Source organism: Nocardia coffeae, from assembly GCF_019890715.1.
In the GTDB taxonomy this organism is placed as follows: domain Bacteria; phylum Actinomycetota; class Actinomycetes; order Mycobacteriales; family Mycobacteriaceae; genus Nocardia; species Nocardia jiangxiensis.
Map to the genome: position 1 here is coordinate 1 of NZ_JAINZY010000016.1, position 24,498 is coordinate 24,498.

Annotated in this window: 27 protein-coding genes; 14 read left to right on the forward strand and 13 right to left on the reverse strand. The window is 67.8% G+C overall.

Going from position 1 to position 24,498, the window contains the following annotated elements:
• Both K7711_RS38710 and K7711_RS38715 read right to left on the reverse strand, forming a co-directional pair.
• The coding region (locus tag K7711_RS38710; protein WP_222976708.1) for an NAD(P)/FAD-dependent oxidoreductase at positions 1 to 729 on the reverse strand (729 nt) is incomplete at its 3' end.
• A 236-nt stretch (positions 730 to 965) separates the two neighbouring features.
• On the reverse strand, positions 966 to 2,252 hold the full coding sequence (locus K7711_RS38715; RefSeq protein WP_308015141.1) for a CynX/NimT family MFS transporter: 1,287 nt from the start codon (positions 2,250 to 2,252) through the stop codon (positions 966 to 968).
• Between the two features lie 66 nt (positions 2,253 to 2,318).
• On the opposite strand from K7711_RS38715, the gene K7711_RS38720 reads away from it, so the two are divergent.
• The gene (locus K7711_RS38720; protein ID WP_222976417.1) at positions 2,319 to 2,987 is read left to right on the forward strand and encodes a FadR/GntR family transcriptional regulator; all 669 of its coding nucleotides are present in this window, start codon (positions 2,319 to 2,321) and stop codon (positions 2,985 to 2,987) included.
• A 19-nt stretch (positions 2,988 to 3,006) separates the two neighbouring features.
• Here K7711_RS38720 and K7711_RS38725 read toward each other — a convergent pair whose 3' ends face one another.
• The 3 genes from K7711_RS38725 to K7711_RS38735 form a co-directional block, all read right to left on the reverse strand.
• Entirely contained in the window at positions 3,007 to 3,858 is an 852-nt protein-coding gene (locus K7711_RS38725; protein WP_222976419.1) for a TIGR02569 family protein, read from the reverse strand.
• Between the two features lie 140 nt (positions 3,859 to 3,998).
• Positions 3,999 to 5,183 carry an adenylyltransferase/sulfurtransferase MoeZ gene (gene moeZ, locus K7711_RS38730; protein ID WP_222976421.1) on the reverse strand — a complete coding sequence of 395 codons (1,185 nt, stop codon included), beginning with the start codon at positions 5,181 to 5,183 and terminating at the stop codon, positions 3,999 to 4,001.
• Positions 5,184 to 5,264: 81 nt separating this feature from the next.
• Positions 5,265 to 6,365, reverse strand: coding sequence for a DUF3152 domain-containing protein (locus K7711_RS38735; protein ID WP_222976424.1), 1,101 nt, complete (start codon positions 6,363 to 6,365; stop codon positions 5,265 to 5,267).
• 249 nt (positions 6,366 to 6,614) lie between these two features.
• Between K7711_RS38735 and fasR the strand changes: the two genes are divergently transcribed.
• Positions 6,615 to 7,286 carry an HTH-type transcriptional activator FasR gene (gene fasR / locus K7711_RS38740; RefSeq protein ID WP_040827247.1) on the forward strand — a complete coding sequence of 224 codons (672 nt, stop codon included), beginning with the start codon at positions 6,615 to 6,617 and terminating at the stop codon, positions 7,284 to 7,286.
• 69 nt (positions 7,287 to 7,355) lie between these two features.
• On the opposite strand, the gene K7711_RS38745 is transcribed toward fasR, so the two are convergent.
• From K7711_RS38745 to K7711_RS38755, 3 genes are all read right to left on the reverse strand, one after another.
• Complete coding sequence (locus K7711_RS38745; protein WP_040827460.1) at positions 7,356 to 7,583, reverse strand: DUF3107 domain-containing protein; 228 nt, start codon at positions 7,581 to 7,583, stop codon at positions 7,356 to 7,358.
• Positions 7,584 to 7,741: 158 nt separating this feature from the next.
• Complete coding sequence (locus K7711_RS38750) at positions 7,742 to 8,440, reverse strand: ferritin-like fold-containing protein (protein ID WP_222976426.1); 699 nt, start codon at positions 8,438 to 8,440, stop codon at positions 7,742 to 7,744.
• 65 nt (positions 8,441 to 8,505) lie between these two features.
• A complete protein-coding gene (locus K7711_RS38755; protein ID WP_235748461.1) occupies positions 8,506 to 9,573 on the reverse strand; it encodes an alpha/beta fold hydrolase in 1,068 nt (355 codons plus the stop codon).
• Between the two features lie 453 nt (positions 9,574 to 10,026).
• On the opposite strand from K7711_RS38755, the gene K7711_RS38760 reads away from it, so the two are divergent.
• Entirely contained in the window at positions 10,027 to 11,769 is a 1,743-nt protein-coding gene (locus tag K7711_RS38760; RefSeq protein WP_222976430.1) for a DEAD/DEAH box helicase, read from the forward strand.
• Between the two features lie 222 nt (positions 11,770 to 11,991).
• Complete coding sequence (locus K7711_RS38765; RefSeq protein WP_222976433.1) at positions 11,992 to 13,212, forward strand: Rv3212 family protein; 1,221 nt, start codon at positions 11,992 to 11,994, stop codon at positions 13,210 to 13,212.
• Between the two features lie 168 nt (positions 13,213 to 13,380).
• Here K7711_RS38765 and K7711_RS38770 read toward each other — a convergent pair whose 3' ends face one another.
• Positions 13,381 to 14,067, reverse strand: coding sequence for a class I SAM-dependent methyltransferase (locus tag K7711_RS38770; RefSeq protein WP_222976435.1), 687 nt, complete (start codon positions 14,065 to 14,067; stop codon positions 13,381 to 13,383).
• A gap of 47 nt (positions 14,068 to 14,114) precedes the next feature.
• Here K7711_RS38770 and K7711_RS38775 point away from each other — a divergent pair, with 47 nt between their 5' ends.
• Both K7711_RS38775 and K7711_RS38780 read left to right on the forward strand, forming a co-directional pair.
• Complete coding sequence (locus K7711_RS38775; protein ID WP_222976437.1) at positions 14,115 to 14,531, forward strand: MarR family winged helix-turn-helix transcriptional regulator; 417 nt, start codon at positions 14,115 to 14,117, stop codon at positions 14,529 to 14,531.
• Between the two features lie 224 nt (positions 14,532 to 14,755).
• Positions 14,756 to 15,019 (forward strand): hypothetical protein, encoded by a 264-nt coding sequence (locus K7711_RS38780; protein ID WP_222976439.1) that lies wholly within the window; start codon positions 14,756 to 14,758, stop codon positions 15,017 to 15,019.
• 51 nt (positions 15,020 to 15,070) lie between these two features.
• Here K7711_RS38780 and K7711_RS38785 read toward each other — a convergent pair whose 3' ends face one another.
• The 3 genes from K7711_RS38785 to K7711_RS38795 all read right to left on the reverse strand — a co-directional run bounded on the left by K7711_RS38785 (position 15,071) and on the right by K7711_RS38795 (position 18,111).
• On the reverse strand, positions 15,071 to 15,265 hold the full coding sequence (locus tag K7711_RS38785; protein ID WP_222976441.1) for a hypothetical protein: 195 nt from the start codon (positions 15,263 to 15,265) through the stop codon (positions 15,071 to 15,073).
• Between the two features lie 204 nt (positions 15,266 to 15,469).
• Positions 15,470 to 17,461 carry a UvrD-helicase domain-containing protein gene (locus K7711_RS38790; protein ID WP_222976443.1) on the reverse strand — a complete coding sequence of 664 codons (1,992 nt, stop codon included), beginning with the start codon at positions 17,459 to 17,461 and terminating at the stop codon, positions 15,470 to 15,472.
• Between the two features lie 92 nt (positions 17,462 to 17,553).
• Positions 17,554 to 18,111: a hypothetical protein gene (locus K7711_RS38795; RefSeq protein WP_222976444.1), complete on the reverse strand. Its 558-nt coding sequence runs from the start codon at positions 18,109 to 18,111 to the stop codon at positions 17,554 to 17,556.
• 115 nt (positions 18,112 to 18,226) lie between these two features.
• Between K7711_RS38795 and K7711_RS38800 the strand changes: the two genes are divergently transcribed.
• From K7711_RS38800 to K7711_RS38825, 6 genes are all read left to right on the forward strand, one after another.
• The gene (locus K7711_RS38800; RefSeq protein WP_222976446.1) at positions 18,227 to 18,376 is read left to right on the forward strand and encodes a hypothetical protein; all 150 of its coding nucleotides are present in this window, start codon (positions 18,227 to 18,229) and stop codon (positions 18,374 to 18,376) included.
• 8 nt (positions 18,377 to 18,384) lie between these two features.
• A complete protein-coding gene (locus K7711_RS38805; RefSeq protein ID WP_235748462.1) occupies positions 18,385 to 18,999 on the forward strand; it encodes an acid phosphatase in 615 nt (204 codons plus the stop codon).
• Complete coding sequence (locus tag K7711_RS38810) at positions 18,996 to 19,472, forward strand: GNAT family N-acetyltransferase (protein WP_222976450.1); 477 nt, start codon at positions 18,996 to 18,998, stop codon at positions 19,470 to 19,472. Before K7711_RS38805 ends, K7711_RS38810 begins: the two co-directional genes overlap by 4 nt.
• A gap of 96 nt (positions 19,473 to 19,568) precedes the next feature.
• Positions 19,569 to 19,910 carry a YciI family protein gene (locus K7711_RS38815; protein ID WP_222976452.1) on the forward strand — a complete coding sequence of 114 codons (342 nt, stop codon included), beginning with the start codon at positions 19,569 to 19,571 and terminating at the stop codon, positions 19,908 to 19,910.
• A 78-nt stretch (positions 19,911 to 19,988) separates the two neighbouring features.
• The gene (locus K7711_RS38820) at positions 19,989 to 21,302 is read left to right on the forward strand and encodes an RNA polymerase sigma factor (RefSeq protein WP_222976454.1); all 1,314 of its coding nucleotides are present in this window, start codon (positions 19,989 to 19,991) and stop codon (positions 21,300 to 21,302) included.
• A gap of 72 nt (positions 21,303 to 21,374) precedes the next feature.
• Positions 21,375 to 21,983: a GNAT family N-acetyltransferase gene (locus K7711_RS38825; RefSeq protein WP_222976456.1), complete on the forward strand. Its 609-nt coding sequence runs from the start codon at positions 21,375 to 21,377 to the stop codon at positions 21,981 to 21,983.
• A 7-nt stretch (positions 21,984 to 21,990) separates the two neighbouring features.
• Here K7711_RS38825 and K7711_RS38830 read toward each other — a convergent pair whose 3' ends face one another.
• Positions 21,991 to 22,386 (reverse strand): hypothetical protein, encoded by a 396-nt coding sequence (locus tag K7711_RS38830; protein WP_222976710.1) that lies wholly within the window; start codon positions 22,384 to 22,386, stop codon positions 21,991 to 21,993.
• A 172-nt stretch (positions 22,387 to 22,558) separates the two neighbouring features.
• On the opposite strand from K7711_RS38830, the gene K7711_RS38835 reads away from it, so the two are divergent.
• Together K7711_RS38835 and K7711_RS38840 are read left to right on the forward strand one after the other, a co-directional pair.
• Complete coding sequence (locus K7711_RS38835) at positions 22,559 to 23,518, forward strand: diacylglycerol/lipid kinase family protein (RefSeq protein WP_222976458.1); 960 nt, start codon at positions 22,559 to 22,561, stop codon at positions 23,516 to 23,518.
• 231 nt (positions 23,519 to 23,749) lie between these two features.
• The gene (locus K7711_RS38840) at positions 23,750 to 24,004 is read left to right on the forward strand and encodes a WhiB family transcriptional regulator (RefSeq protein WP_040827274.1); all 255 of its coding nucleotides are present in this window, start codon (positions 23,750 to 23,752) and stop codon (positions 24,002 to 24,004) included.
• Positions 24,005 to 24,498 lie beyond the last annotated feature (494 nt).

Sequence of the window (24,498 nt, forward strand, 5' to 3'; positions counted from 1 at the left end):
CAGCGAGGCATCGATGACCGATTCGTCGGACAGCGAAACCCGAACTCCCGCACCGTCTTCCGCCGGCTCGATGGCCGACGTGCCGACCCCGGTGTGCACCTGCAGCCCCAGATCGGTGACCAGCTTCTCCAGGATCGCGCCACCACCCTGGTCGACCTGCACCGGCATCAGCCGCGGCGCGAATTCGACCACGTGCGGAGTCACCCCCATCAGACGCAGCGCGTTGGCGGCCTCGAGCCCCAGCAGACCGCCACCGACCACGACACCCACCGCTCCCGGCCCGGCCCCCTGCGCCGCCGCCCGGATGCCGTCGAGATCCTCGATGGTGCGATACACGAAACATTCCGGCCGATCGTGGCCCGGCACCGGCGGGACGAAGGCGTACGAGCCGGTCGCCAGCACCACCGCGTCATAGGCGATGGCATCGCCGTCGGAGGTGAAGACCTTGCCCGCGCCGCGATCGATCGACTCGGCACGCACGCCCAGCCGCAGATCCACCAGCTCGTCACCGGCATACTCGTTACCGGGCAGCGCCAGCGTCGACGGATCCCAGACGCCCACGTAGGAGGACAGGGCGACGCGGTCGTACGCGGCGCGCGGCTCCTCGCTCAGCACCACGATCTGCCACTGGTTCTCGGCGTCACGCGACCGCAGCGCCTCGACGAAGCGATGGCCGACCATGCCGTGGCCGACGACCACAACGGTGCGCTGGGCGGGGATGCGCGGCATGCTCACGGGGAACCTCCTGAATTCCGGATGTCCCCACGGTAGAAAACGGGTATTGCGGCGATGCTGCGCGAAATGACCGTCAAATCAACGGTTGCTCACGTGCGTGGCGATCACCTCGTGAGATACCGCTCCGCGCCCAGCTACCGGATGTGCGTTCGCGAATGCGTTCGGGCCGAAGTGTTCCCGGCCACAGCATCATCGAAACCCCTGTGGTCCCGGCCACGCAACCGGTTCGATCAGCTCCAGGTGTCTTCGAGCATCCGCGGCTTGCACGCCTGCCAGGCGCCGGCCAGCATCACCAGCACCGCCACACCGAGCAGGGCGAACGGCACGGTCCAGCCGCCGGTCACGGTGTGCAGCACACCGAACAGCAGCGGCCCCACACAGGCGGCGCTGTATCCGACGCCCTGGCCGAATCCGGACAACGCCGCCGAACCGGCCTGCGTGCGACTTCGCAGATTGATCAGCGTCAACGACATCGGGAAGGTACTGGGCCCCAGGCCCAGCAGCAGCACCCACAGCACCGGCGCACTCATCGGTGCCCACAGCAGTCCGGCGAACGCCACGAAATAGCAGACGGCACAACCGATCACGATCGGGAACGGATTGCGCACCCGGGCGGTCACACTCGGCGCGGCCAGCGCCGCACCCAATCCGATGAACGAGAACACCGCGACCATGGTGCCGCCGAAGGCCGGACTCGCCCCGGCGTCGGTGAAGATCTTGGGCAGCCAGGTGAACATGGCATAGGTGGTCAGCGAGGTCATCCCGAACATTCCGGCCATCCCCCACGCCACCGGTGACTTCCACGCCCTACCGTCCACGCCCGGCTCGGGCACCGCGGTCCGATCGACGACGTCCCGGCCGCGGCGATCGCGCAACACCCACAGCCACGGCACCGCGGCGACCAGGGGCAACAACGCCCACACGCCCAGCGAGACGCGCCAGCCGTCCGCATCGGCGACCGGCACCGCGATCAGGGCGGGCACCACGGTGCCCAGCTGCACCATCGTGATGTACACCGCGCTGAGCGTCGCGAGACGGTCGGAGAAATACCGTTTCACCAGCGGCGGAACGACGACGTTGCCGATACCCATACCGGCCAGCGCCAGCGCCGAGAACACCAGCAGCTCCCAGGTCGCCGGAACCAGCGCACGCACCGCCTGCCCCACCGCCGCGGCCAGCATGGCCACCAGCGCGGTGCGCTCGAGCCCGAGCCGGCGCACCAGAATCGGGGTGAGCACGCCCGCGGCGGCGAACATCACGGTCGGAATCATGCCGAAGACACCCACGACGGTCGTCGAGTAACCGACATCCGCGCCGATCCGCTCGGCCAGCGGGGTGAACGCCGTCACCGCCAGTCGCAGCGTGAACGCCGAGACGGCGATCGCGGCGAAGACCAGCAGCCGCCCTTCCAGCAGGGAGCGGCGACGTTCGGCGGTGGTGCGGACGTCCACGTCCGGCAGTTCGGCGGACGTGATGGGGGCGGCGGGCGAGATATCGGCAGGGGCGGTCGGTGACACGCACTGAATCATAGGATGACCGGATGATGGGAGGCAATGGATTACTCCCGGGGTACTCTGTTGTGCGTGCAACAAGTCCGGCGCACCAGCCTCATCGCTCAGGTCACCGACCAGCTCCGTTCCGAAATTCGTTCCGGCCGGTGGCCCGTCGGCTCCCGCATCCCGACCGAACCGGAGTTGACCGAACTCACAGGAACCGGCCGCAACACCGTGCGCGAGGCGGTGCAGGCGCTGGTCCACGCCGGCATGCTGGAGCGTCGGCAGGGCTCGGGCACCTATGTGATCGCGATCTCCGATCTCGGCGGCACCCTGGCGAAGTATTTCGCCGACGCCGTCGAACGCGACATCCTCGAACTGCGTCAGGCGCTGGACACCCAGGCCGCGCGCCTGGCCGCGCAACGTCGCGACGACAACGACATCGCCACCCTGCAGCATCTGCTCGACGAACGCCGAAAGGCCTGGGACGACGACGATCCCGGCGCCATCCACGCCGACGTCCAACTGCACCGCGGCATCGTGGTCGCCAGCCACAACACGGTCTACCTGGAGTTCTACGATTCACTGCTGCCGGTGATGGAACAGGGAATCCGTTCTCGCACATCCAAATCCGGCGGTTCCTATCACACCGAACACGCCGAGCTGGTGAACGCGGTGATCGCGGGCGACCCCGAACGCGCAGCGCGAGCGGCGAATTGCTTCCTCGGCTCGCTCATCGCCGAATTCCCGAGCCGATGAGCGTCCGCCGAGTCGGGCCTCAGAGCTGCAGGCGGACCATATCGGCCGTATGCGCCAGTCCCGGAAACGCTTCGGGCGTCGAACGCGGATGCAGGGCATGCACGGCGAGCCGGAACATCACCGCGCGCAACATCATCTGCGGCCATTCCGGCAGATCCGCCCACCGGTGCAGCAGCCCCTCGTCCGCACCGCCCCACGACAGCGCGTCGACCACGATCACCGCGGCCGCCCAGGACGCGGGCCGCCAGTAGGGGGTGATGTCGGTCAGGCCCGGGGTGGCCGTACCGGAGAACAACACCGTGCCGAACAGGTCGCCGTGCACCAGCTGCGCGGCCGCCTGCACCCGCTTACGCAGGGTGGACAGCTGAGTCAGGATCTCGAGACTGCGCTGCCCGTCCGGCGAGGTCACCGGCGTCATGCCACCGGCCTTGAGACTGCGCAGCGGCACTGTTTCCCAGGCCGCGCGGTCGGCGGCGACGAAGACGTCCACGTCCATCCACGGCGCGATGGGCTGCTGGGCCAGGAACCGCGGGCGCTCCAGCCTGGCGGTGGCCCGATGCAGCCGCAGCGAGACCGAGACCACCTCGTCGTGCCGGGGTTCGGGCGTGCCTTCGAGGAATGTGTCCGCGCGCCAACCGGATACGACGTACCGCCCGTCGGTCGCGCGGACGGGATGCGCCAGACGCAGCCCGTCCACCGACAACGTCTCGCGGACGTTCGCCGACCACGCGGCACGCGCGTGATCGGCGACCGGTGACAGCACCACATCTCCGCACCGCCATCCGCCGTCCCAGTCCCCCAGCGCGATCGGCGTCACCTCGCGGAGACCGAATGTGGCCCGCACATGCTCGGGGGGTTCCACAGAAGTCACGGCCGTACCGTACTCCCGCCGGGTGAACCACCCCGCGCGCCGCGCGGGACCACCTCCCCGCAACTTCAGCGTGTCGTCGGGCGCCCCGAGACTTTCACCTCGGGCCGACGGTTGGTAGGGCCGACGCGACGCTCACCATCTCAGTAGACGGGCAGCGAGGGGTCGATCTGCTTGGCCCAGGCGATGATTCCACCCTGCAGGTGCGTAGCGTCGGCGAATCCGGCCTGCTTCAGCGCCGCGAGCGCCTCGGCCGAGCGGATACCGGTCTTGCAGTGCAGGACGATCGGGCGGTTCTGCGGCAGTTCGGCCAGCGCCGCACCGGACAGGATGCGGTCCTTGGGGATCAGCTGCGCGCCCTCGATGCGCACGATGTCCCACTCGACGGGCTCGCGCACGTCCACGATGGCGACATCCTTACCGGCATCGAGCATGTCCTTGAGCTCGCGCGCGGTGATCGTGGAGCCCGCGGCCGCGGCCTGGCCCTCCTCGGACACCACACCGCAGAACGCGTCGTAGTCGATCAGTTCGGTGATCGGCTGACGTTCGGGATCGCGACGCAGCTTGATGGTCCGGTAGCTCATGTCCAGTGCGTCGTACACCATCAGCCGGCCCAGCAGCGGGTCGCCGATGCCGGTGATCAGCTTGATGGCCTCGGTCACCATGATCGAGCCGATCGACGCGCACAGCACGCCCAGCACGCCGCCCTCGGCGCAGGAGGGGACCATGCCCGGCGGCGGGGCCTCGGGGTACAGGTCGCGGTAGTTGATGCCGCGGCCGTCGGGGGCGTCCTCCCAGAACACCGACACCTGGCCTTCGAACCGGTAGATCGAGCCCCACACATACGGTTTGCGGGCCAGCACCGCGGCATCGTTGACCAGGTAGCGGGTGGCGAAATTGTCGGTGCCGTCGACGATCAGGTCGTAACCGGAGAACAGTTCGACCGCATTGTCGTTGTCGAGGCGGAACTTGTGCAGCACCACGTCGATTCCGGAATTGATCTCCAGAATCGAATCGCGCGCACTGTCGGCCTTGCTGCGGCCGATATCCGATTCGCCGTGAATGATCTGGCGCTGCAGATTCGACGAATCCACCTCGTCGAATTCCACGATGCCCAGCGTGCCGACTCCGGCGGCGGCCAGATAGAGCAGCGCCGGTGAGCCCAGCCCGCCCGCACCGATCACCAGCACCTTGGCGTTGCGCAGCCGTTTCTGCCCGTCCACGCCCAGATCCGGAATGATCAGATGGCGGCTGTAGCGGGCAACCTCCTCCCGGCTCAGCTCACCGGTCGGCTCGACCAGCGGCGGCAGGGGCTTCGGTGATGACACGTCCTGGACTCCTTGTATCGAATTCGCAGTAACGAAGTATGCAACACCGTCGGCGGGGTCACTGTTCCCCGGGTGAGCTCGCTACCCGCGCGGGTAGGGCCACGGGTTGAAGCGGCATTTCTTGCCGTCCTTGGGGACCACGCCCTGCGGGTCGAGGGCGGCGATGTCGTCGTTGCGGGTACCGAAGGTCTGCTGCATCATCACCGGGGCCAGACCGCCGTCCACCGCGCAGGGCTGATGTTCGTGATAGCCGATGGCGTGACCGACCTCGTGATTGATCTGGTACTGGCGGTACGAGCCGATATCGCCCTCGAAGGCCGGTGCGCCGCGCACCCAGCGCACCTCCGACAGGATCACGCGGCCCAGATCGGAGTTGTAGCAGGAGGAGTCGATGGGGATGTCGAATCCGCAGTCGGCCTCGGTGGTCTTGCGTGAGGTCACCGAGATGCGGAAATCCGGTTCGCCCGAATCGATCCGGCGGAATCCGAAGCGGGTGTCCTGAATCCAGCTCTTCGGATTGGACAACGTCGCATCGACCATGTGCGCGACCGATTCGTCGCCGCCGTAACCGGCGGTGTCCACCCCGTCCTCGATCTCGACGGTGTAGGTGAACAGGTGTTCCTGCGCCGTGCCCACCTTGGCCGAAGTGCCGGGCACGATATGCCAGTTGCCCGTGCCGCCCTCGCTGAACGGTCCGCCCGCGGGCAGCGCGCCGGTCGGCAGGTCGGCCGCGAACTTGCCGTCGCCCTTGGGCGGTACGCCGATGATGCCGCCTCGATCCGATCGCGGACTCAGCCGTCCCACCCCGGGCACCCCGGATCCGCTGGAGTTCCCGCTGTCCCGCACGGCGTTCACCACGACCAGAATCGTCACCACGATCAGCACGGGCAGCGCGTAGGCGCGCCAGCCGTAGGTGGAGACGAAGCGGCGCGCCGCGGCCCGCTTACTCTTCGCGCGTCCAGGCACGGACGCACCGCCCGACACGTCGTCGGGCTCCCACTCGTGGGAATTGTGATCCGGAGAATTCGTCGGATCCCACCGCGCCTGCAACGGTTGCCGATCGCGGTCCGTGGCGGAAATATCCGTATCGTCCGCGACGCCCGGATCAGGTCCTACCGTGCCGACGCGACCGCGCGGGGCACTGCCGTCGAATGATCCGTCCTCTTGGTCGGTCACGATCATCAGACTCTCACAACCGCGACGCGCACAGTGCAGGACCGGGAACAGTGGATCGGTTGCGAGATATCTCACCACTGTGCGAGATTGCTTATGTAGACCATTTACTGACAAGTTGCCAATAGCTACCGGGATCGGCTGCGCGTACCGACCTCCGAGTTGGCCCGAGCCCAGCGAGGGACAATCGGAGCGAGTATCGTTCGTGGGATACCCGTGCACACCTTTTCCGCCGGGAATTGATTGGGAGATGCCGAAATGACAGACCTCGTGGACCGGATGACGTCGTCTCGACTGTCGTCCGAGACCATGGTGCCGAACAAACGTGGAACTCGCCTGCCCCGCGACGCCCGCCGGGCGCAACTACTCGCGGCAGCGAGTGAGGTCTTCGTGCTACGCGGATATCACGCGGCGGGCATGGACGAGATCTCCCAGTGCGCAGGTGTCTCCAAACCCGTTCTCTACCAGCACTTCTCGAGTAAGCTCGAACTGTATCTAGCGGTGCTGCAGAACTACATCGACGCACTGGTGTCCAGCGTGCGCCAGGCGCTGCGCTCCACCACCGACAACAAGCAGCGCGTACGCGCCGCGGTCGCCGCCTACTTCGACTTCGTCGACCACGACACCCAGGGCTTCCGCCTGGTCTTCGAATCCGATCTGACCAGCGAGCCGCAGGTGCAGCGCCGGGTCGAGCAGGCCACCGAGGCCTGCGTGGACGCGGTCTTCGACCTGGTCGCCCACGACTCCGGCCTGGATCCCTACCGCGCCCGCATCCTGGCCGTCGGCCTGGTCGGCGCCAGCCAGATCACCGCCCGCTACTGGCTCGAGGCCGACCGCCCCATCCCGAAGGAAGAGGCCGTCGACACCACCGTCTCGCTGTGCTGGGGTGGCCTGAAGCACGTGCCCCGGCTGCCGGGAAGTTCGGCGTAACCAGGACACGGACTCATACATTTCGGGCCCCGGCAGTATCTGCCGGGGCCCGAAAACGTATGCGGCCGCTCAGACCGCGGCGAAGCCCACCCGGCCGGTGGCGGCGGTGCCGATCTCCACATAGGCCACCTTGGCCGCCTGGATCAGGTACTTGCGGCCCTTCTCGTCGGTCAGCGATATCACGGCGTCCTTGCCGGTCAACGCACCGGAAACCAGCGCCTCGACCTCTTCGGGGGTCTGCGAGCTGCTGATCACGAGCTCACGCGGGCTATCCGAGATACCGATCTTGACCTCCACGGCCAACCTCCTAGAGTCTTTTGTCGTCTCGATCAGGCTAATGCAGGGCGGGTGAGCGCACGTAACGCTCTGAGCGAAACGCCGTCCGCGGCGCACCCGCCGCACCGCATGCGTCGCGACCGCTCTCGAATATCGCGGCGCGACAAGCGATCTCCGCTCTATCCGAGGCCGAGCACGCGCATGCGCTCGGCGTGGCTGGTCTGCATGTGCTCGAACAGCGCGGCCACACCGTTCAGATCACCGGTGGCCATCAGAACCAGCTCGGTCAGCTCGTCGCGCTGGGCCATCACCCACTGTGCCTGGGTGATCGCCTCACCGAGCAGCCGGCGGCCCCACAGGGTCAGCCGATCGCGCTCGGAACGACTCTCGGCGACCGCGCCGCGAACCTCCTCGACGACGAACTGCGAATGGTCGGTCTCGGCCAGCACGTCACGAACGACCGCGGCCACCTCGGGGGCCAGCGCAGTGGCCAGCACGGTGTAGAAGTCCGCGGCGATACCGTCGCCGACGTAGAACTTCACCATCGACTCGAGCCACGTCGAGGGGTCGGTCGAATTGTGGTACGCGTCCAAGGCGCGCACGAACGGCGCCATCGCGTCGAACACCTCGACACCGCGATCGGCCAGGGCCCGGTTCAAGGTCTCGAAATGGCCCATCTCGGCGGCGGCCATCGTCGCGACGGACACCTTGCCCCGCAGCGAGGGCGACAGCTTCGCCTCCTCGGCGAGCCGGTAGAACGCCGAGATCTCGCCGTAGGCGAGGACGGCGAACAGGTCGGTGACGCCGGGATGATCGGCGGGAATGCGAACAGTGGATTCGGTCGAATCATCCAGCGCGGCAGGCGGGTTTGCTCCCATGCCCTACACCCTAGTATCGAGCCCGGTGCGGTTGTGACCAGGTCACCGGGATTTCACGGTCCCGCTCACGCCGTGGCATCCGCCAGAAACTTCTCCAGGTACATCCACGTCGTCGTGCGGGCGGCCGGGCCGGTGAGGATGCCGAGGTGGCTGCCCGGTGCGGTCTCGAAGCGAACCTCGGCGGCTCCGGTGAGGGTGCGGGTGCCGTGTTCGACGGCCGCGGCCGGGGTGATCACGTCGTCGGGGCCGCCCACCAGCAGCACCGGTGCGGTCACCTCGGACAGCTCGATCCGGCGCGCACCGAGCCGGAACTCACCCTTGCCGAGGTCGTTGGCCAGCATGCAGCGGCCCCACAGCTGGTTGTAGAGCCGCCCTGGATATCCCGGCATGCCGGCCTGGAAACGGTCGATGGTCTCCATCCGGCCGAGCGTGGCGGCATCGGTGAGGTGCGCGGCGACGAACAGCGGACGCCGCAGTTCGCGCTCCCAGGACGTCGCGCGATAGGCCAGCCGGGTCAGCGTCGCGGGAACGCCGCCCGCGAGCCTGATCAGAGTGGACGCGCCGATTCCTCCGGTGAGCCGGGCCACCGCGCGTACCTGCGGCACGAAGGGCACCCGGTCGTAGTCCAGCGGCGCACCGATCGCGGTGATCGAGCGGATCGGCAGGGCCACGTCGGCGGCCGCGGTGAGCAGCGCGAGCACACCACCCAGCGACCAGCCGACCAGATCCACCGGCGCACCGTCACGATCGGCGGACACCCGCCGGATCGCCTCGGGCAGGATGTCCTCGATCCAGTCCTCGAACCCCATCCGCCGGTCGGCGAAGGTGATCTCGCCGTAGTCGACCAGGTACGGCTGATGGCCGGAGTCGAGCAGGAAGCGCGCCAGGCTCTGATCGGGACGCAGGTCGAAACAGGTCGCCGGGGCCGCCAGCGGCGGAACGAGCAGCACCGCGGAACCGGCGTCACCCGCGCCCGCCTCGCCGATGCGCTCGAAGCGCTGGAGTCGCCGGTGCGGCTGGTCCCACAGGATCGTGTACGGCGTCGGGGCGGGCCGCTCGATACCGTCGCCGAGGGTCAGCGCCCAGGCGTTGCGCGCGGCGAGGGTCACGGTGTCTGCCAAACTCACAGGCATCAAGCTATCGTGTGACACGGCGTCACACATATGTGGGATAGGCCACTCTCCCGGTGTCGCGGCCCGATCGTGGCAGCGGTACGCCAATTCGACGCGATTCGTGAATTATCCTGTGCCACACCGCACGCCACGCGGTAACACAATAAATCCGGCGAACTTCCGCGCGGCCGAACCGCGCATTTACCACCGCACATCTCGAGCGGCGGAAGATATCACGCTACAATCTGCATGGGCAACGGAAAATTCGACTCGTGACATCGTGCGTGACCTACACGCGTGGCCGAGCAGAAGTACCGCAGCCCTAACGGAAAATGTGCGCGCACCAGATCCGCAACACCGATGCGCCGCGCCAGGTTGATGCCGCCACCGGCATCCCGCAGCGGCCGAGGTGGGAAACACCGCCGGATATGTGGCCGAGAGCGGACCAACCGCCCCACACCTCGTGCGCGCGAGATGCGATACCGCGAGGAAGGCAAGAACCTGAGCAAGATCACCGTGGAACAGGAACCCGGGTTGAGCGACAACCTGGTGACAGCAGAGCTCGATCCCACACACACCGCCCCCACATTCACCGAATTGGGAGTTCGCCCGGAAATCGTCCGCGCACTCTCCGAGATCGGAATCGAACGTACTTTCGCAATCCAGGAACTCACCCTGCCGCTCGCACTGGCCGGTGAAGACCTGATCGGCCAGGCACGAACCGGTATGGGTAAGACCTTCGGATTCGGCGTGCCGCTGTTGCACCGCATTTCCAGTGGCGATTCGGGCACCACCGCACTGGACGGAACACCGCGCGCACTGATCATCGTGCCGACGCGGGAATTGTGCATCCAGGTCACCCAGGACCTGGAGAATGCGAGCAAATACCTGACCAATCACCAGGGTCCGCTGAAGGTCACCTCGATCTATGGCGGACGCCCCTACGAGACCCAGATCGCGGCGCTGCGCTCGGGCGTCGACGTGGTCGTCGGCACCCCGGGCCGCCTGCTGGATCTGGCCGAACAGCAGCATCTGATCCTGGGCAAGGTCGGCGTGCTGGTGCTGGACGAGGCCGACGAGATGCTCGATCTGGGCTTCCTGCCCGATATCGAGCGCATTCTGAACATGGTGCCGGACAAGCGTCAGACGATGCTGTTCTCCGCGACCATGCCCGGCCCGATCATCACCCTGGCGCGCACCTTCCTGCACAAGCCGACCCACATCCGGGCCGAGGAGCCGCACGACTCGGCGGTGCACGATCGCACCGCGCAGTTCGTCTACCGGGCGCACGCGCTGGACAAGAGCGAACTGGTCGCGCGCATCCTGCAGGCGTCCGCACGCGGCGCGACGATGATCTTCACCCGCACCAAGCGGACCGCGCAGAAGGTCGCCGACGATCTGGCCGAGCGCGGATTCGCCGTCGGCGCGGTGCACGGCGATCTGGGCCAGGTGCAGCGCGAGAAGGCCCTGGACAAGTTCCGCAAGGGCCGGATCGACGTCCTGGTCGCCACCGACGTCGCCGCCCGCGGCATCGATATCGACGATGTCACCCACGTCGTCAACTACCAGTGCCCCGAGGACGAGAAGACCTACGTGCACCGCATCGGCCGCACCGGTCGCGCGGGCCGCACCGGCGTCGCGGTCACCCTGGTGGACTGGGACGAGTTGAACCGCTGGTCCACCATCGATTCCGCACTCGGACTGGGCATTCCGGAGCCGGTGGAGACCTATTCCCGCTCCCCGCACCTGTTCTCGGACCTCGACATCCCCGAGGGCGTGACAGGTACGTTGCGCCGCAAGGTGGAACGCGATGACGACGCGGTCGTGGTGGAGCGTGAGGCGCGCACTCCGCGCAAGCGCAACCGTCGCCGCACCCGGGCCGGTCAGCCGGCCGAGGGTGTCGAAAGCGCCGAGGTGGCAACCGAAGCCGGTGAATCGTCCGCCGATTCGTCTGCGGACGAACAGGATTCGACCGCGTCGGACGACGCCGCCAAGCCCGCGCGTCGCCGTCGGCGGCGTCGGTCCCCCGGTGCGAGCGCCGCGGCCGAGAACGATGCGCAGAGCACCTCCGAGGAGTCGGCCGACTCCTCGGACGAACCGGCCGCCGAGTCGGACGAGCAGGCCGACAAACCGGCCCGTCGCCGTCGTCGCCGCCGCAGGCCCGCCAACGCGGATTCCGCCGAGGCGACCGACGCGCCGATCTCCGCGACGGCCTGAGCGCCGTAACGACATCCACGGACCGAGGGGTCCCGCTGCCGACCGGCACGGGGCCCCTCGGCCTGTTCCGGCACTGCACACACACGCGCAGGGTCTCCGGCCGCCCCCGCGCAGCCCCGCCGCGGTCGAAATGCGTAGTCGCCGAGGGTGAATCCGGCGGTCACACCGGACGCCGCGATGTCACCATCGGGCGGGCCCGGCGGATCGACTACGCTCGCTGACGTGCTCGCACCCGAGCGGCGGACGCGCGCCGATCTCCTTGCCGCAGTCGCGATCGCCGTCGTGGTGGTGATCGCGATAGCCGTCGTGTGGTGGATCAGTGATGCGCGCGGCACGATTTCCGAGCCCGCCGCACACGCTGCCGAACAGCCCGCCGCCGCCGACCAGCTGCCGCAATCCCTGCACGAGCTGTGGCACGCGCCCGACGGGGCCGCGCTGCGGGCGCTGACCGTGGCCGGGGTGGCGGTCGCCGCCGACGGCGGCACGGTCACCGGATACGACCCGGCGACCGGTAAGCAGGTGTGGAAATACCAGCGCGATATGCCGCTGTGCGGAGTGGAGGCGCAGTACGGCACCGTCGTGGCCACCTATCGCGATCAGCGCGGCTGCAGCCAGACCACGATGCTCTCGGCCGACAGCGGCGCCCGCCGCACCGCGCGCAGCAGCTATATGGACCACGCGATCACGTTGACCGCGGACGGCACCTATTTCCTGGCCCAGGGTTCGGACCGGCTCGAGGTGTGGCGTTCGGATCTGGTGCGCACCCTCGAATACGGCTATGTGGACGCGCCGGTGAACATCAAGACCCAGCCGCGCGTCGGCTGCACGCTGCTGTCCTCGGTCTCCAGCAGCAGCCGTCTCGCGGTGCTCGAACACTGCCCCGGCGACGGCGCGGACCGGCTCAGCGTGCTGAACCCGGCTCCCAAGGACAGCACCGTGCCCGAGGAGTACGGCTCGCACGTGCTCACGAACCCCGGTGCGAACGTCGACGGCGCGCGGGTCCTCGCGGTGGCGGACAACCGGGTTCTGCTGTATCTCCCCGGAACCGCCACCACCGCACCGGAATTGGCGATCTTCGACGGCACCGCGAACCTGCTTTCCACCGAGCGCCTGAACGCTCCCCTCCCGCCGACGACGACCACCACCCGCATCGGCTCGGCCTATCTGATCTACTCCGGAAACAGCGTGATCGCACTGAACGCCGCCACGTTCGACCCGCTCTGGACCGCCCCCGACGCGCTCGGCTCCCCGGTCCTCATGGCCGGTCGGATTCTCATCCCGGTCGACGGCGCCATCGCCGCACTCGACCCCGAGACCGGCGCAGAAACCACCCGAATCCCCGTGCAGCGCACCGGCTATCACAACGGCCCTATATCCCTCGCCGTTATCGGGTCGACCATTCTGGAACAACGCGACGGCCACATCTACGGCGTCGGCCAGTAACCGATCGAATCGGTCACAGGTCATCGGGACGTTCGAAACCCTTGTGCCCGTTCAGCTTCCGTGACCGAACATTACGGAGCGGTACGAACGCCGATCAGCAGAACGCCCGCGCCGAGTCGTCGACCCGGCACGGGCGTTCGGAAACTGTTGCGCTGTAACCCTTTCGGGTCAGCCCAGGTGGGCCGACAGGAGCCAGGCCGGTACCGACTTGCGACCCGGACCTTCGTCCTTGATGGATCCGGCGAAATCACGGAACCCCGGGAAGTCGTCGGGGACGTTGGCGTGGATGCGGGCCGGGCGGATCTCGTCGATGGTCCAGTACGGGGCGACGGCCTCGCGCAACTCGTCCTCGCTCACGGCGTTGACCGGGCCCGCGGGCATGGTCGCGCGATCGAAGACGAGAACGAAATAGGACGCGCCGGGCGCGGCCGCCCGGACGATCGACTCCTGGTAACCCTTGCGCAATTCCACCGGCATCGAGTGGAACAGGGTGCTGTCGACGATGGTGCCGAACCGGCCGTCGTAGCCGGTGAACGCGCTGATGTCGGCGACCTCGAAGCTGGCGGCGCCATTCAGGCCGCGCTCGGCGGCCGCGGCGCGGGCGAGGTCGATCGCGGTGGGTGACTGGTCCAGGCCGACGGCGGTGAAACCTCGTTCGGCGAGATACAGCGAGGTCTCGGCCTCGCCACAGCCCGCGTCGAGGACTTCGCCGTGGAATTTGTCGGCGTCGATGAGTGCGGCGATCTCGGGCTGCGGCTCGCCGATACTCCACGGCGGCCGATTTCCCTGCCCCATCTCGGGGGCCTCACCACGGTAGGCGGATTCGAACATCGCGTCATTCGATGAACTCGTCATGGCCCCATTCTATGTCAACCTGGTTGATATATGTCAATATAGTTGACATGGAAGGTCTCGAGGAAAGGCCTCTCGGATACCTTCTGTACCGGGTTGCCGCGGCGTTGCGCTCCGAGGTGGTCGCCACCGCACTGGATCCGCTGGAACTCACGTTCCCGCAATACCTCTGCATGCGCCTGCTGTCCCAATCACCCGGTCGGTCCAATGCACAGCTGGCCCGCGACGCCACCGTCTCGCCACAGGCGATGAACAAGGTGATCCGCGAATTGCAGGACCGCGGCCTGGTGACGCGGCCGGCATCGGTGCCGACGGGCCGATCGCTGCCCGCCAGCCTGACGCGCGAGGGTCTCGCCCTGCTCGAACGGCTCGATCCGCTGGTGCTCGCGGCCGAATCACATGTCCTGGCCAAACTCAGCGCCGAGGATCGCCGCGAGTTCCGTCGCCTGCTGGCCGCGGTCGGCTGACCTGCCATCAGATCACCGACGGGCGTGGATCCGTGATCAGCGACCCACGTGAAGTAATTTAGCTATCGTCCAGCAATCGCCTGGGCGATGTTCCCGACCGCCGGGCGAAGTTCTGTCCGAGATATGAGTCTGCTGTGTATCTGCTCCAGGTCGTTGCATCCCGGACCAGCGGAGCATGCAATGACATCCGAGGTCGGGACCCCCACTTCCTACGAGAGGTCACAATGAAGAGGACACTGTCCGCATCGTTCGTCGCCATCGCCGCGGGCGCGCTGCTCGTCGGCCCCGTCATCGGCTCGGCCGCCGCCAACCCGGTGTTCCCTGGGCTCTCGCACCAGAACAACGACTGGGGCGGGTTCAACCGCCCCGGCTACCACGATCCGAAGGATCCGTTCCGCAACGACTGGCACTGCGACCGGCACGGCAACTGGCACAACAACGAGCACGACAACCAGGGCCACCGCGATCAGCGCTGCCGCGCCTGGTAAATCCTCGGCAATCCCCCGGTTCCGGCCGGTTCGCCGGAACCGGGGGGACTGTCAGCTCGAACCGCCGCTCGCACCCGCGATGAGCAGCAGGCGTCGACGACGGCGAGCGCGCTGCACCGCCTGCTCGGCCGTGGCACTCGCATCCTCGGCCGATGCGCCCGCACCGACGGCCTCGTCGTAGGCCGCGGTCCTGACCTTCTCCTCGCGCGCCTCCTGGCGCCGCCGCCGACCTTCGAGAAATCCCATCTCACCCTCCTGTTCGCCGAAAAGCCCCGACCCCCGGACATTCAGCCTGCCGGACGGCGCATTCGCGGCACATCACCCCGCAGGATGATTCCCCGGCCTTCCGCATACCGCTCACGGGCGACCCGAGTCAGCCCGGCGCACGACCGCGGCGATCCACCTCCACCACCGCGAGACAGACACCACGACACGGATTTTCGATGCCGCTCACTTCTCGACGATGCCCAGCCAGAGGTAGTCGCGCGCCCGGGTGACCGCGACGAAATGCTGATTGGCCTCCAACTCCGCATGGTCACGCTCGGCGTCGCTGCCGTCGCGCTCGCCCGTCGCGTACAGGTCCGCACCGCTCCGGATGAAACACGGATGCAGGACGGCCCGGAAATCGAGTCCCTTGGCTCGGAATACCGTTCCGATCTTGATCAGCTCCTCGTCCGCGCCCGTGTACTCCTCCAGGTCCCGGAACTCGAGCCCCCATCGACGAAGCGCACTCTTGAACCGATCCGCCTCGTTGTTGGTGCGCGTGACCAGAGCCGTTGCCCCGAGCGGGATCCCGTGCTCCCGAATACTGCGCAACCGACGACGAAGCTCGTCCTCGATCTCGGCATCGGGACCGGTCCAGGTGATCGCCACACCGCCCGGCAGCGCCGCCTCCACACGCCCCAGCGGCACCGCGGCGACTCCGTCCAGATCGTCGACGGTGTTCCGCTGCTCGAGCGAGGCCGCCAGCTGGAGGATGTCGCGGCGGTTCCGATAGTTCACCCGCAGGATTTCACCTCGCCCGACGATGCGGATACCGGCATCGGAGATTCGCCAACCACCGGCGTAGATCTTCTGCTGCGCATCACCGACGAGCAGCAATCCGTTGGCCTGGTCGCCGACGATGGCGTGTGCCAGCCGTAGCCCTTGCAGGGACATGTCCTGCATCTCGTCGACGACGACCATGTCGTACCGCTCGACGAGCGGTACCCGGGCCAATTCTTCGAGTGCCGCGGTGATCAGATCGTTGGCGTCGAGAAAGCCGCGTTCCAGCCGGATCTTCTCGTATTCCCGGTAGAGCTTCCAGACCTCGGCTCGGGCCCCCTGATGGAGCCGACCACGCCGTCCTCGACGCACCAGCTTCGCGTACCCGGTGAAATCCCCGACCCTGAAACCTCGTCCCTTGATCACCCGATCGATCTCTTCGCGCCAGTAGCGACTGTCGATCTCGATCTTCGCCAAGGGGCCGTGCTGCCCGACCCTCGACCAGGCCAACCCGAAGGCGTTGTCCGCCTGTCTCAGGTCCATCCGGTAAGGCGAACCGCGTCGGGCGAGCAATTCGCCCGCCCAGGAGTGCATCGTCACGAATCGCGCGCGATGCGCCGCGAACGGCGCGAGTTCCGCGAACGCCCGCTCCTGGCAGGGCGGCAGATTGCGCACGAAGGTGGTGAACAGCAGCCGACCGGTCGTGACGCGCGCACGGCGGGCCATACGGTGTAGTGCCACAACGGTTTTCCCGGTTCCGGCCGGGCCCGCGATGCGCGCGGGCCCGTGGTGGTTCCGGCCGACGAGGCCGTGCTGCTCAGGGTCCAGGAAGGACATCCAGGTCGGCAGCGGGGCCCGCAACGCGCGCAGACGATCGCGGTCGAGCAGATCCTCGCGGTCGACCAGGACGTCATCGATCACCGCGACCGGTTCGTCGTCGACGGATACCGATCGATAGATCGGATCTCGTTGTGCGGCAGCCTGTGCCAGGATCTCCGCTGTCCGACGGCTCATCCGCGCCGCACCGGCCGTGAGAACCCGATAGTCGAGTTCACTCACCACCTGGTATCGCCCATCGCCGGCGAATCCACTGTGCGGCGCGGCGACCAGCACGACCTCGACGGTTTCCGGCACGAAGACATCACGCCCGTTCGCTGCGGACAATCCGGCGAAAAGCTGTTCCAGGTGCACGCGCAGCCTCCTCGACGCGCTGTCCTGGAGCGGCTGGTCACCGAAGACCAGACCGAACGCACCGGCGGGACCGATCAGCAGGGCGTCCGCTCGATCCTCGCCCTGCTGCTGCCGGTCCCGGACCAGCAGGCGCCAGGCATTGCGGCTCTCGACCAGCAAGCCGCACAACACATTCCGCTGTCTCGACGGCATCGGCCCCAGCGGCGCGAGCGCCTGCTGTGCGCGCAGGCGCCGACCTTCTCCGTTCGAACCGCCTGTCCGTGCCATCGCGCGCCCCTCGATGCCGAATATCCGGTAGACCGATGAATACCAGAGTGGCGCAACGGATTCAGGTCCGCAAGTACCGACCGGTAGGGATATCAGCGCAGGCCGTACAGGACGGCGATGGCGGCGGAGACCAGTTCGGAGAGCAGGGGGAGGGATTCGTCGCGGCGAGGAGGGCGGGCCCACCAGCGGCCTTCGGGGGTGTGGCGGCCGAAACCTGTGGGTAGCACGACATTTCCGCGGTGCGGGCCGATGTCGATGCCGCGACGTTCCAGGCGGGTCAGGCGCTCGGGAGTCGGGTGGCGGTCGGCCACCACCAGGAAGGTGCGGCGCGGCGGGCGGGCGCGTACCAGGACCGGGCCGGGAATGCCTCGGTCGATCAGTTCACCGAGGATCGAAACACCCAGTGGCTCAGGTGTATTGACTGCGGCGATGGAGTCGGTGAGAGGTAGTACGACGAAACCCGGTGCGGTGACGTGCACTCGGGGCAGACCGAACAGGGATCGGTAGGATGCGGCCCAATCCTGCGGTGTGACAACCTCTCCCGACGCCGCCGTGGCACAGTCCGGATCGTGCGGAAGGCCGCGGGGACGATACGGCAGACCGGCGTCCCCCGGGCCGTTCACGACGACCGCGTTCGGTCGCCGTTCCATCCCGCCGCACCGCACCCGGAACGTCCCACCCGCACCCATCTGTCCACCTCGGCACCCCACCTTCACGAGATTTCACGAGACGTATACGTCTGAACAGACTTCGAAGACCGATGGTATGTCGCTCGATACCCTCGTGGTGCGGATTCGAGCGAACGGGACCACCCCTGCGACACCCCTGGAGGTCCTGGCCGTCCCGGTCGCCGACGCGCACCCCGGCTACCGCCGGTGGGTCCTGGATGCCACGCCCCACCCCGGTCCGGCATGATCGAGCCCATGAGTGGTTCCGCGGGTGAGTTCCGGTTGGTGGTGCTGCGACACGGGGAGACCGAGTGGTCCAAGGCGCACAAGCACACGGGGCGGACCGATATCGCACTGACGGCAACCGGGGAGCAACAGGCAGCGGCGGCGCGGCAGGTGCTCGCGGGGCTCGGGCTGGTGGATCCGCTGGTGCTGTGCAGCCCGCGGCAGCGAGCGGTGCGGACAGCCGAGCTGGCCGGGCTGACGGATGTGCGGATCGACGACGACCTGGTCGAGTGGGACTACGGCGACTACGAGGGGTTGACCACACCGCAGATCCGGGAGTCGGTACCGGGCTGGACGATCTTCACCGATCCGGTGCCGCGCGGCGAATCGGCCGAGCAGGTGCAAGCCAGGGCCGATCGGGTGCTGGCGAAGGTGGCGCCGGAACTGCAGGTGCGCGATGCGGTGCTGGTCGGGCACGGGCATTTCTCGCGATGCCTGATCGCGCGGTGGGCGGAATTCGAGGTGCGTGAGGCCCGCCGGTTCTACCTGTCCACCGCCGGGATCAGCGTGCTGGGCCACGAGCACGGCACGCGCACCATCCTCGCGCACAACCTCGTCCCGACCACCCCGGAAGGAGCCCGATGATCCGCCGCGCCACACCCGAGGATGTGCCCGCACTGGTCGGGCTCGTCTACGACCTGGCCGAGTACGAGAAGGCCCGGCACGAATGCGCCCTCACCGACGAGCAACTGCACGCTTCGTTGTTCGGCCCCGATCCGAAGGTGTTCGCCCATGTGGCGCAACGTGATTCGGGCGGCGAGGTGCTCGGCTGCGCGATCTGGTTCCTGAACTACAGCACCTGGACGGGCACCCACGGTATCTACCTCGAGGACCTCTACGTCACACCGGAGGCGCGGGGCCTGGGACTGGGCAAGGCGCTGCTCACCGAACTCGCCCGCGAGGCCGTCACCAACGGCTACCGCCGCGTGGACTGGTCGGTCCTGAACTGGAACACCCCTTCGATCGAGTTCTACGACGCACTGGGTGCGAATCCCCAGGACGAGTGGACCGGTTACCGCCTGACCGGCGAGGCGCTCACCCGCCTGGCCGCCCGCTGAAATTTTTTTCGCGGCGTTGTCGATTTCGCCGGAGACCGTCCGTCGAAGAGTTGAATGGTCCGAAAGGCGGGCCACACTGTTCGAAGGACGATCACCATGTCGCAGTATCTGGTCCTGATCTACCAGGACGAACGTCAGGTCACCGAACCCGGGCCGGGCAACCCGACGATGGCCGGTCATCAGCGGTTCATGCAGGCCAACGAGTCGGCCCTGCGGGGCGGTAACGCCCTCGCGCACAGCCACAGCGCGACCAGCATCCGCCCCGACGGCGCGGGCGGTTTCACCGTCACCGACGGGCCGTTCGCCGAGACGAAGGAGCAACTCGGCGGCTACTACCTGATCGAAGCGGACGATCTGGACGCCGCGCTCGAGGTCGCCAAGCAGGTTCCGATGGCCGAGGGCGGCGTCGAGGTGCGGCCCCTGCTCGTGTTGAGCTGAGTCGGCCGAGGCGACACACCGATCACGAATTATGTTGCACTGTCACATGATTCACCGAGTTTCCGGGAGGTCCCGCAGATGACGCAGTCGCGGGACCACTCGGGGACCGAATCCGCCGTGACCGCGGAGGCGACCGATTCACGCACGCCGCACGTTCAGGTCGCGGCGGCGGTCGCCGAGGCGCATCGCCGCGAGTGGGCGTTCGTCCTCGCGACGACGGTCCGGGTCACCCGCGATCTGGATCTGGCACAGGAGTGCGTGCAGGACGCCTACGCCCAGGCCCTCGGTCACTGGACCCGAGACGGCGTCCCGGCGCGCCCGGTCGCCTGGTTGACGACGGTGGCGCGCAATCGAGCCCTCGATCTCGTGCGCCACCACTCGACGATGCGCCGGACGCTGCCGCTGCTGATCGAGGACGATCACACCGAGGACATCGCCGATTCCGCGGTCACGGCGTTGACGCAGATCCCCGACGACCGCTTGCGGCTGATCTGCACCTGCTGCCATCCGGCCCTGTCCCGCGAGGCGCAGGTGGCGCTGACCCTGCGCCTGGTCTGCGGGCTGAGCACCGCCGAGGTCGCCCGCGCCTTCCTGGTCGGCGAGCCGACCATGGCCGCCCGCATCACCCGGGCGAAGAAGAAGATCGCCGCGGCCCGCATCCCGTATCGGGTGCCCGGCCCGGCCGAACTCCCCGACCGCATCGATGCGGTGCTGACGGTGGTCCATCTGCTGTTCACCACCGGTCACACCGCACCCGCGGGCGCGGACCTGATCCGCCGCGACCTGACCGAACGCGCCACCGACCTGGCCCGGATGCTGCACGCCCTGCTGCCCGAAAATCCCGATGTGACAGGACTTCTCGCACTCATCCTGCTCACCGACGCACGCCGCGCCGCGCGCACCGGGGCGGACGGGACGATGCTGCGGCTGTCCGAGCAGGATCGCACCCGATGGGATCGCGCGCAGATCTCCGAGGGCATCGCACTGGTGCGGGCTGCCCTGAACGGCACGCCGGGCCGTTACGCGCTGCAGGCCGCCATCGCGGCGGTGCACGCCGAGGCAGCCGGTTACGCGGACACCGACTGGCCCGAAATCGCCGGACTGTACGACGTGCTGATCCAGGTCTGGCCCTCTCCGGTCGTGGCGCTGAATCGGGCGGTGGCGGTCGGGATGGCCGAGGGGCCCGAGGCGGGGCTGAGCGCGCTGACGGAGTTGTCCGCCGAACCGCAGCTGGCGGGTTATGGCTATCTGCCCGCCGCCCGCGCGCACTTCCTGGCCGAACTGGGCCGCACCCGCGAGGCCCGGCTCGCCTACGAGGAGGCGCTGTTGCTCACCGAGAACGCCGCTGAGCGCGCCTTCCTCACCGCCCGCGCAGCCGAACTGGGCAGGTGACCAAAAGTGCGGCCACGAGGCGCTCAGGGGTCGTTATGACCCAGCTGAGCACGGCGGTCCTATCGTGAACGAATGACGATCACCGTTCGCCCGGCGACCGCGTCCGACGTCCCCGAACTGGCACGCGTGCTGGGCGTCGCATTCGCCGACGATCCGATCATCAGCTGGCTCATTCCGGATTCGCGCGCCCGGCCCCGGCGCGCGGGATACATGTTCGCCACGATGATCCGGCACCAGTTCCTGCCCGGCGGCGCGGTGGACGCGGCGTTCGACGAGACCGGCCGGATGCTCGGCGCGGCGGTGTGGGCGCCGCCGGGCGGCTGGCGGACCTCCGGAGCGGCCCAGCTGCGCATGCTGCCCGGAATCGTGCGCGCGTTCCGCGGGCGGCTGCGAGCGGGCGGCGAGATGGCCGACCAGATGGCCCGGCATCACCCCACCGAGCCGCACTGGTATCTCGCGTTCATCGGCACCCATCCCGACGCCCGCGGACACGGTTTCGCCCACGCCCTGCTCGCCCCGCGTCTGGCGCGCTGCGACGAGACCGGCAGCCCGGCCTACCTGGAATCGAGCAAATCCGAGAACATCGCCTACTACGAGCGTTTCGGCTTCGACCTCACCGGCGAACTGAACGTCACCGACGGCGGCCCGCCGATGTGGCCGATGTGGCGCACCCCGCGCTGAGTCGCGATCAGTCCGCCGAACCGATCGAGGAGTCGTACCCCTGCGCCATCCAGCGCGAGGACGACGGCGCGAACAGCAGGACCAGTCCGGCCAGCGCGACCAGCCCGAGCGGAATGCCGAACTGCAACTGGTCGCCTTTGATCATGTACCAGGACACCGGTAGCAGCAGGATCTGCGCGATCACCGCGATCGCCCGGCCCCAGCGACGTCCGAGGAACAACCCCATCCCGGCCGCCAACACCGCACCGCCCAGGATCAGGAACCACGCCGCGGTCCCGTACGCACTCACCTTGCTCTGATCCGCCCCCGACAGACCGCGCACCACCAGCACGATCGCGACGATCACACCGACCGCGCCCTCCAGCGCCGCCAGCGCGCCCGCACCGCGCACCGTGCCCGGCACCGCCGGCCGCGCGTCACCCTGCTCGACGACCGGGTCGTCGTCGTGCCCGTCCGAGTTCTGGTTCGCCACGCGCCCAGCCTACGACCCGGCCGAGATGGACCACGACCAGGGAATCCGACCGGACGCACGGCCGGGGCACAGATTTCGGACCGGCGGTCAGTAGGCTCTTCGCGTGCGGACGTTGCTGATCGTGAATCCGAATGCCACCTCCACCACATCGGCCACGCGCGATCTGCTGGCCCATGCGTTGGAGAGCCGGACCCAGCTGACCGTCGCGCACACCCAGCACCGCGGACACGCCGCTGAACTCGCGCAGTGGGCGGCCACCAACGAGATGGACCTGATCGTCGTGCACGGCGGCGACGGGACGGTCAATGAAACGATCAACGGATTCCTGCCGCTGCCGCAGATCGATGACGGGCAGGCGTGGAAACCGCGTCTGGGTGTCATCCCCGGCGGGTCCGCCAACGTCTTCGCCCGATCACTGGGCATCAAACCCGATCCGGTCGCGGCGACCAACCAGCTCATCGATCTGTTGTCGCTGGACAAGGATCGCCGGATCGGTCTGGGCCTGGCCGACGATCGCTGGTTCACCTTCACCTCGGGCGTCGGCCTGGACGCCGACGTGTGCGAGGCGATCGACGAGAGCCGCGCCAAGGGCCACGCCGCGACCCCGGCCCGCTACGTCCGCACGACCGTGCGGGAGTTCTTCCGGCACCGGCGTGCCGAGCCGTCGGTGACATTGCACATTCCCGGGCACGAACCCGTCCGCGACGTCCACTACGCGTTCGTGACCAACACGACTCCGTGGACCTATCTCGACTCCACCCCGGTACACACCAATCCCGGTACGACGTTCGAAACGGGTCTCGGAGTGTTTGCCATGCGCACCATGGGAGTGCTGCCGACCCTGCTGATCACCCGGCAACTGTTGGCGGCCGAGGGAAACCCGCAGGCCCGCAGCCTGTTTCGGGACGACGATGTGCCGTCCGTCCGGATCGAAGCCGACACGCCCATCGGCTTGCAAATCGATGGCGATTTCATCGGCCGGCGCAACGTGGTGGATTTCACGGCTGTACCGCAGGTCCTCGATGTCGTGGCGCCGCAGCCACGTGTGACTCGACACAACTGAGAATCATCCCGGTTGTGCTGCGAAAACCGGGTCGAGCGGGTAGAAAGGACTCCGCAGTCCCCGTTACCGGGGTCTTAGGCGTGAGCTTCCCCACGGTGCACCACAAAGCTATTGACATCTACGGTGTTCGTGAAAGCATTCACAAGCAACCGTGCGGAAACATTCGAGTCGCACAAGTGAACGAACCACAAACTCACGGCGCCTTGCGGCGCCCAGCAAAGGAGCAGAGGAATGGACTGGCGCCACAAGGCCATCTGTCGCGATGAGGACCCCGAGCTGTTCTTCCCGGTGGGTAACAGCGGTCCTGCGCTCGCGCAGATTGCCGATGCCAAGCTGGTCTGCGCCCGCTGCCCCGTCACTGCTGACTGCCTGTCCTGGGCCCTTCAGTCCGGGCAGGATGCCGGCGTATGGGGCGGTATGAGCGAAGACGAGCGGCGCGCGCTGAAGCGTCGTAATGCGCGGACGCGTACCCGGGCCGTCGTCTGAGGATGACGGTCGGCGTTACGGCCATCGCGATCGCTCGCATCAGCCCCGGCACGTAGCGCACTTCGGCCCGGCACCCGTGAGGTGCCGGGCTTCATTGTCTCCGGAACGGATATCGCCGGTCCGGACACACATCCGGATGCTCATTCGACGGACTCCGGCGACACACCAATCCGTACATTTCGACCAGCTGTGCACCGAATAGCGGATTCCGTGCTGCACAAAACAACCAGGTGGAAATTCCGCCCGGCAATGCGTCAATGCGAAAAGCATCACGCTTATGTGACGCACGACAAGTCCGGTAAACACGAAATGCCCTGTGACCACCCCAAGCGCACGCCGAGCAACCATGCGACGTGCCCGACACACCCGGCCCCGGGGGAGAGGCCACCCCAGCCAACCGTCGGCGCCGGAGTCGAGTCGGGCCCGACAGCGGTGCCCCCGGTGAGCCCCGCCCGAGTAGCGAGGTTCCACGTGACCCGACCCCCTCGGGACGT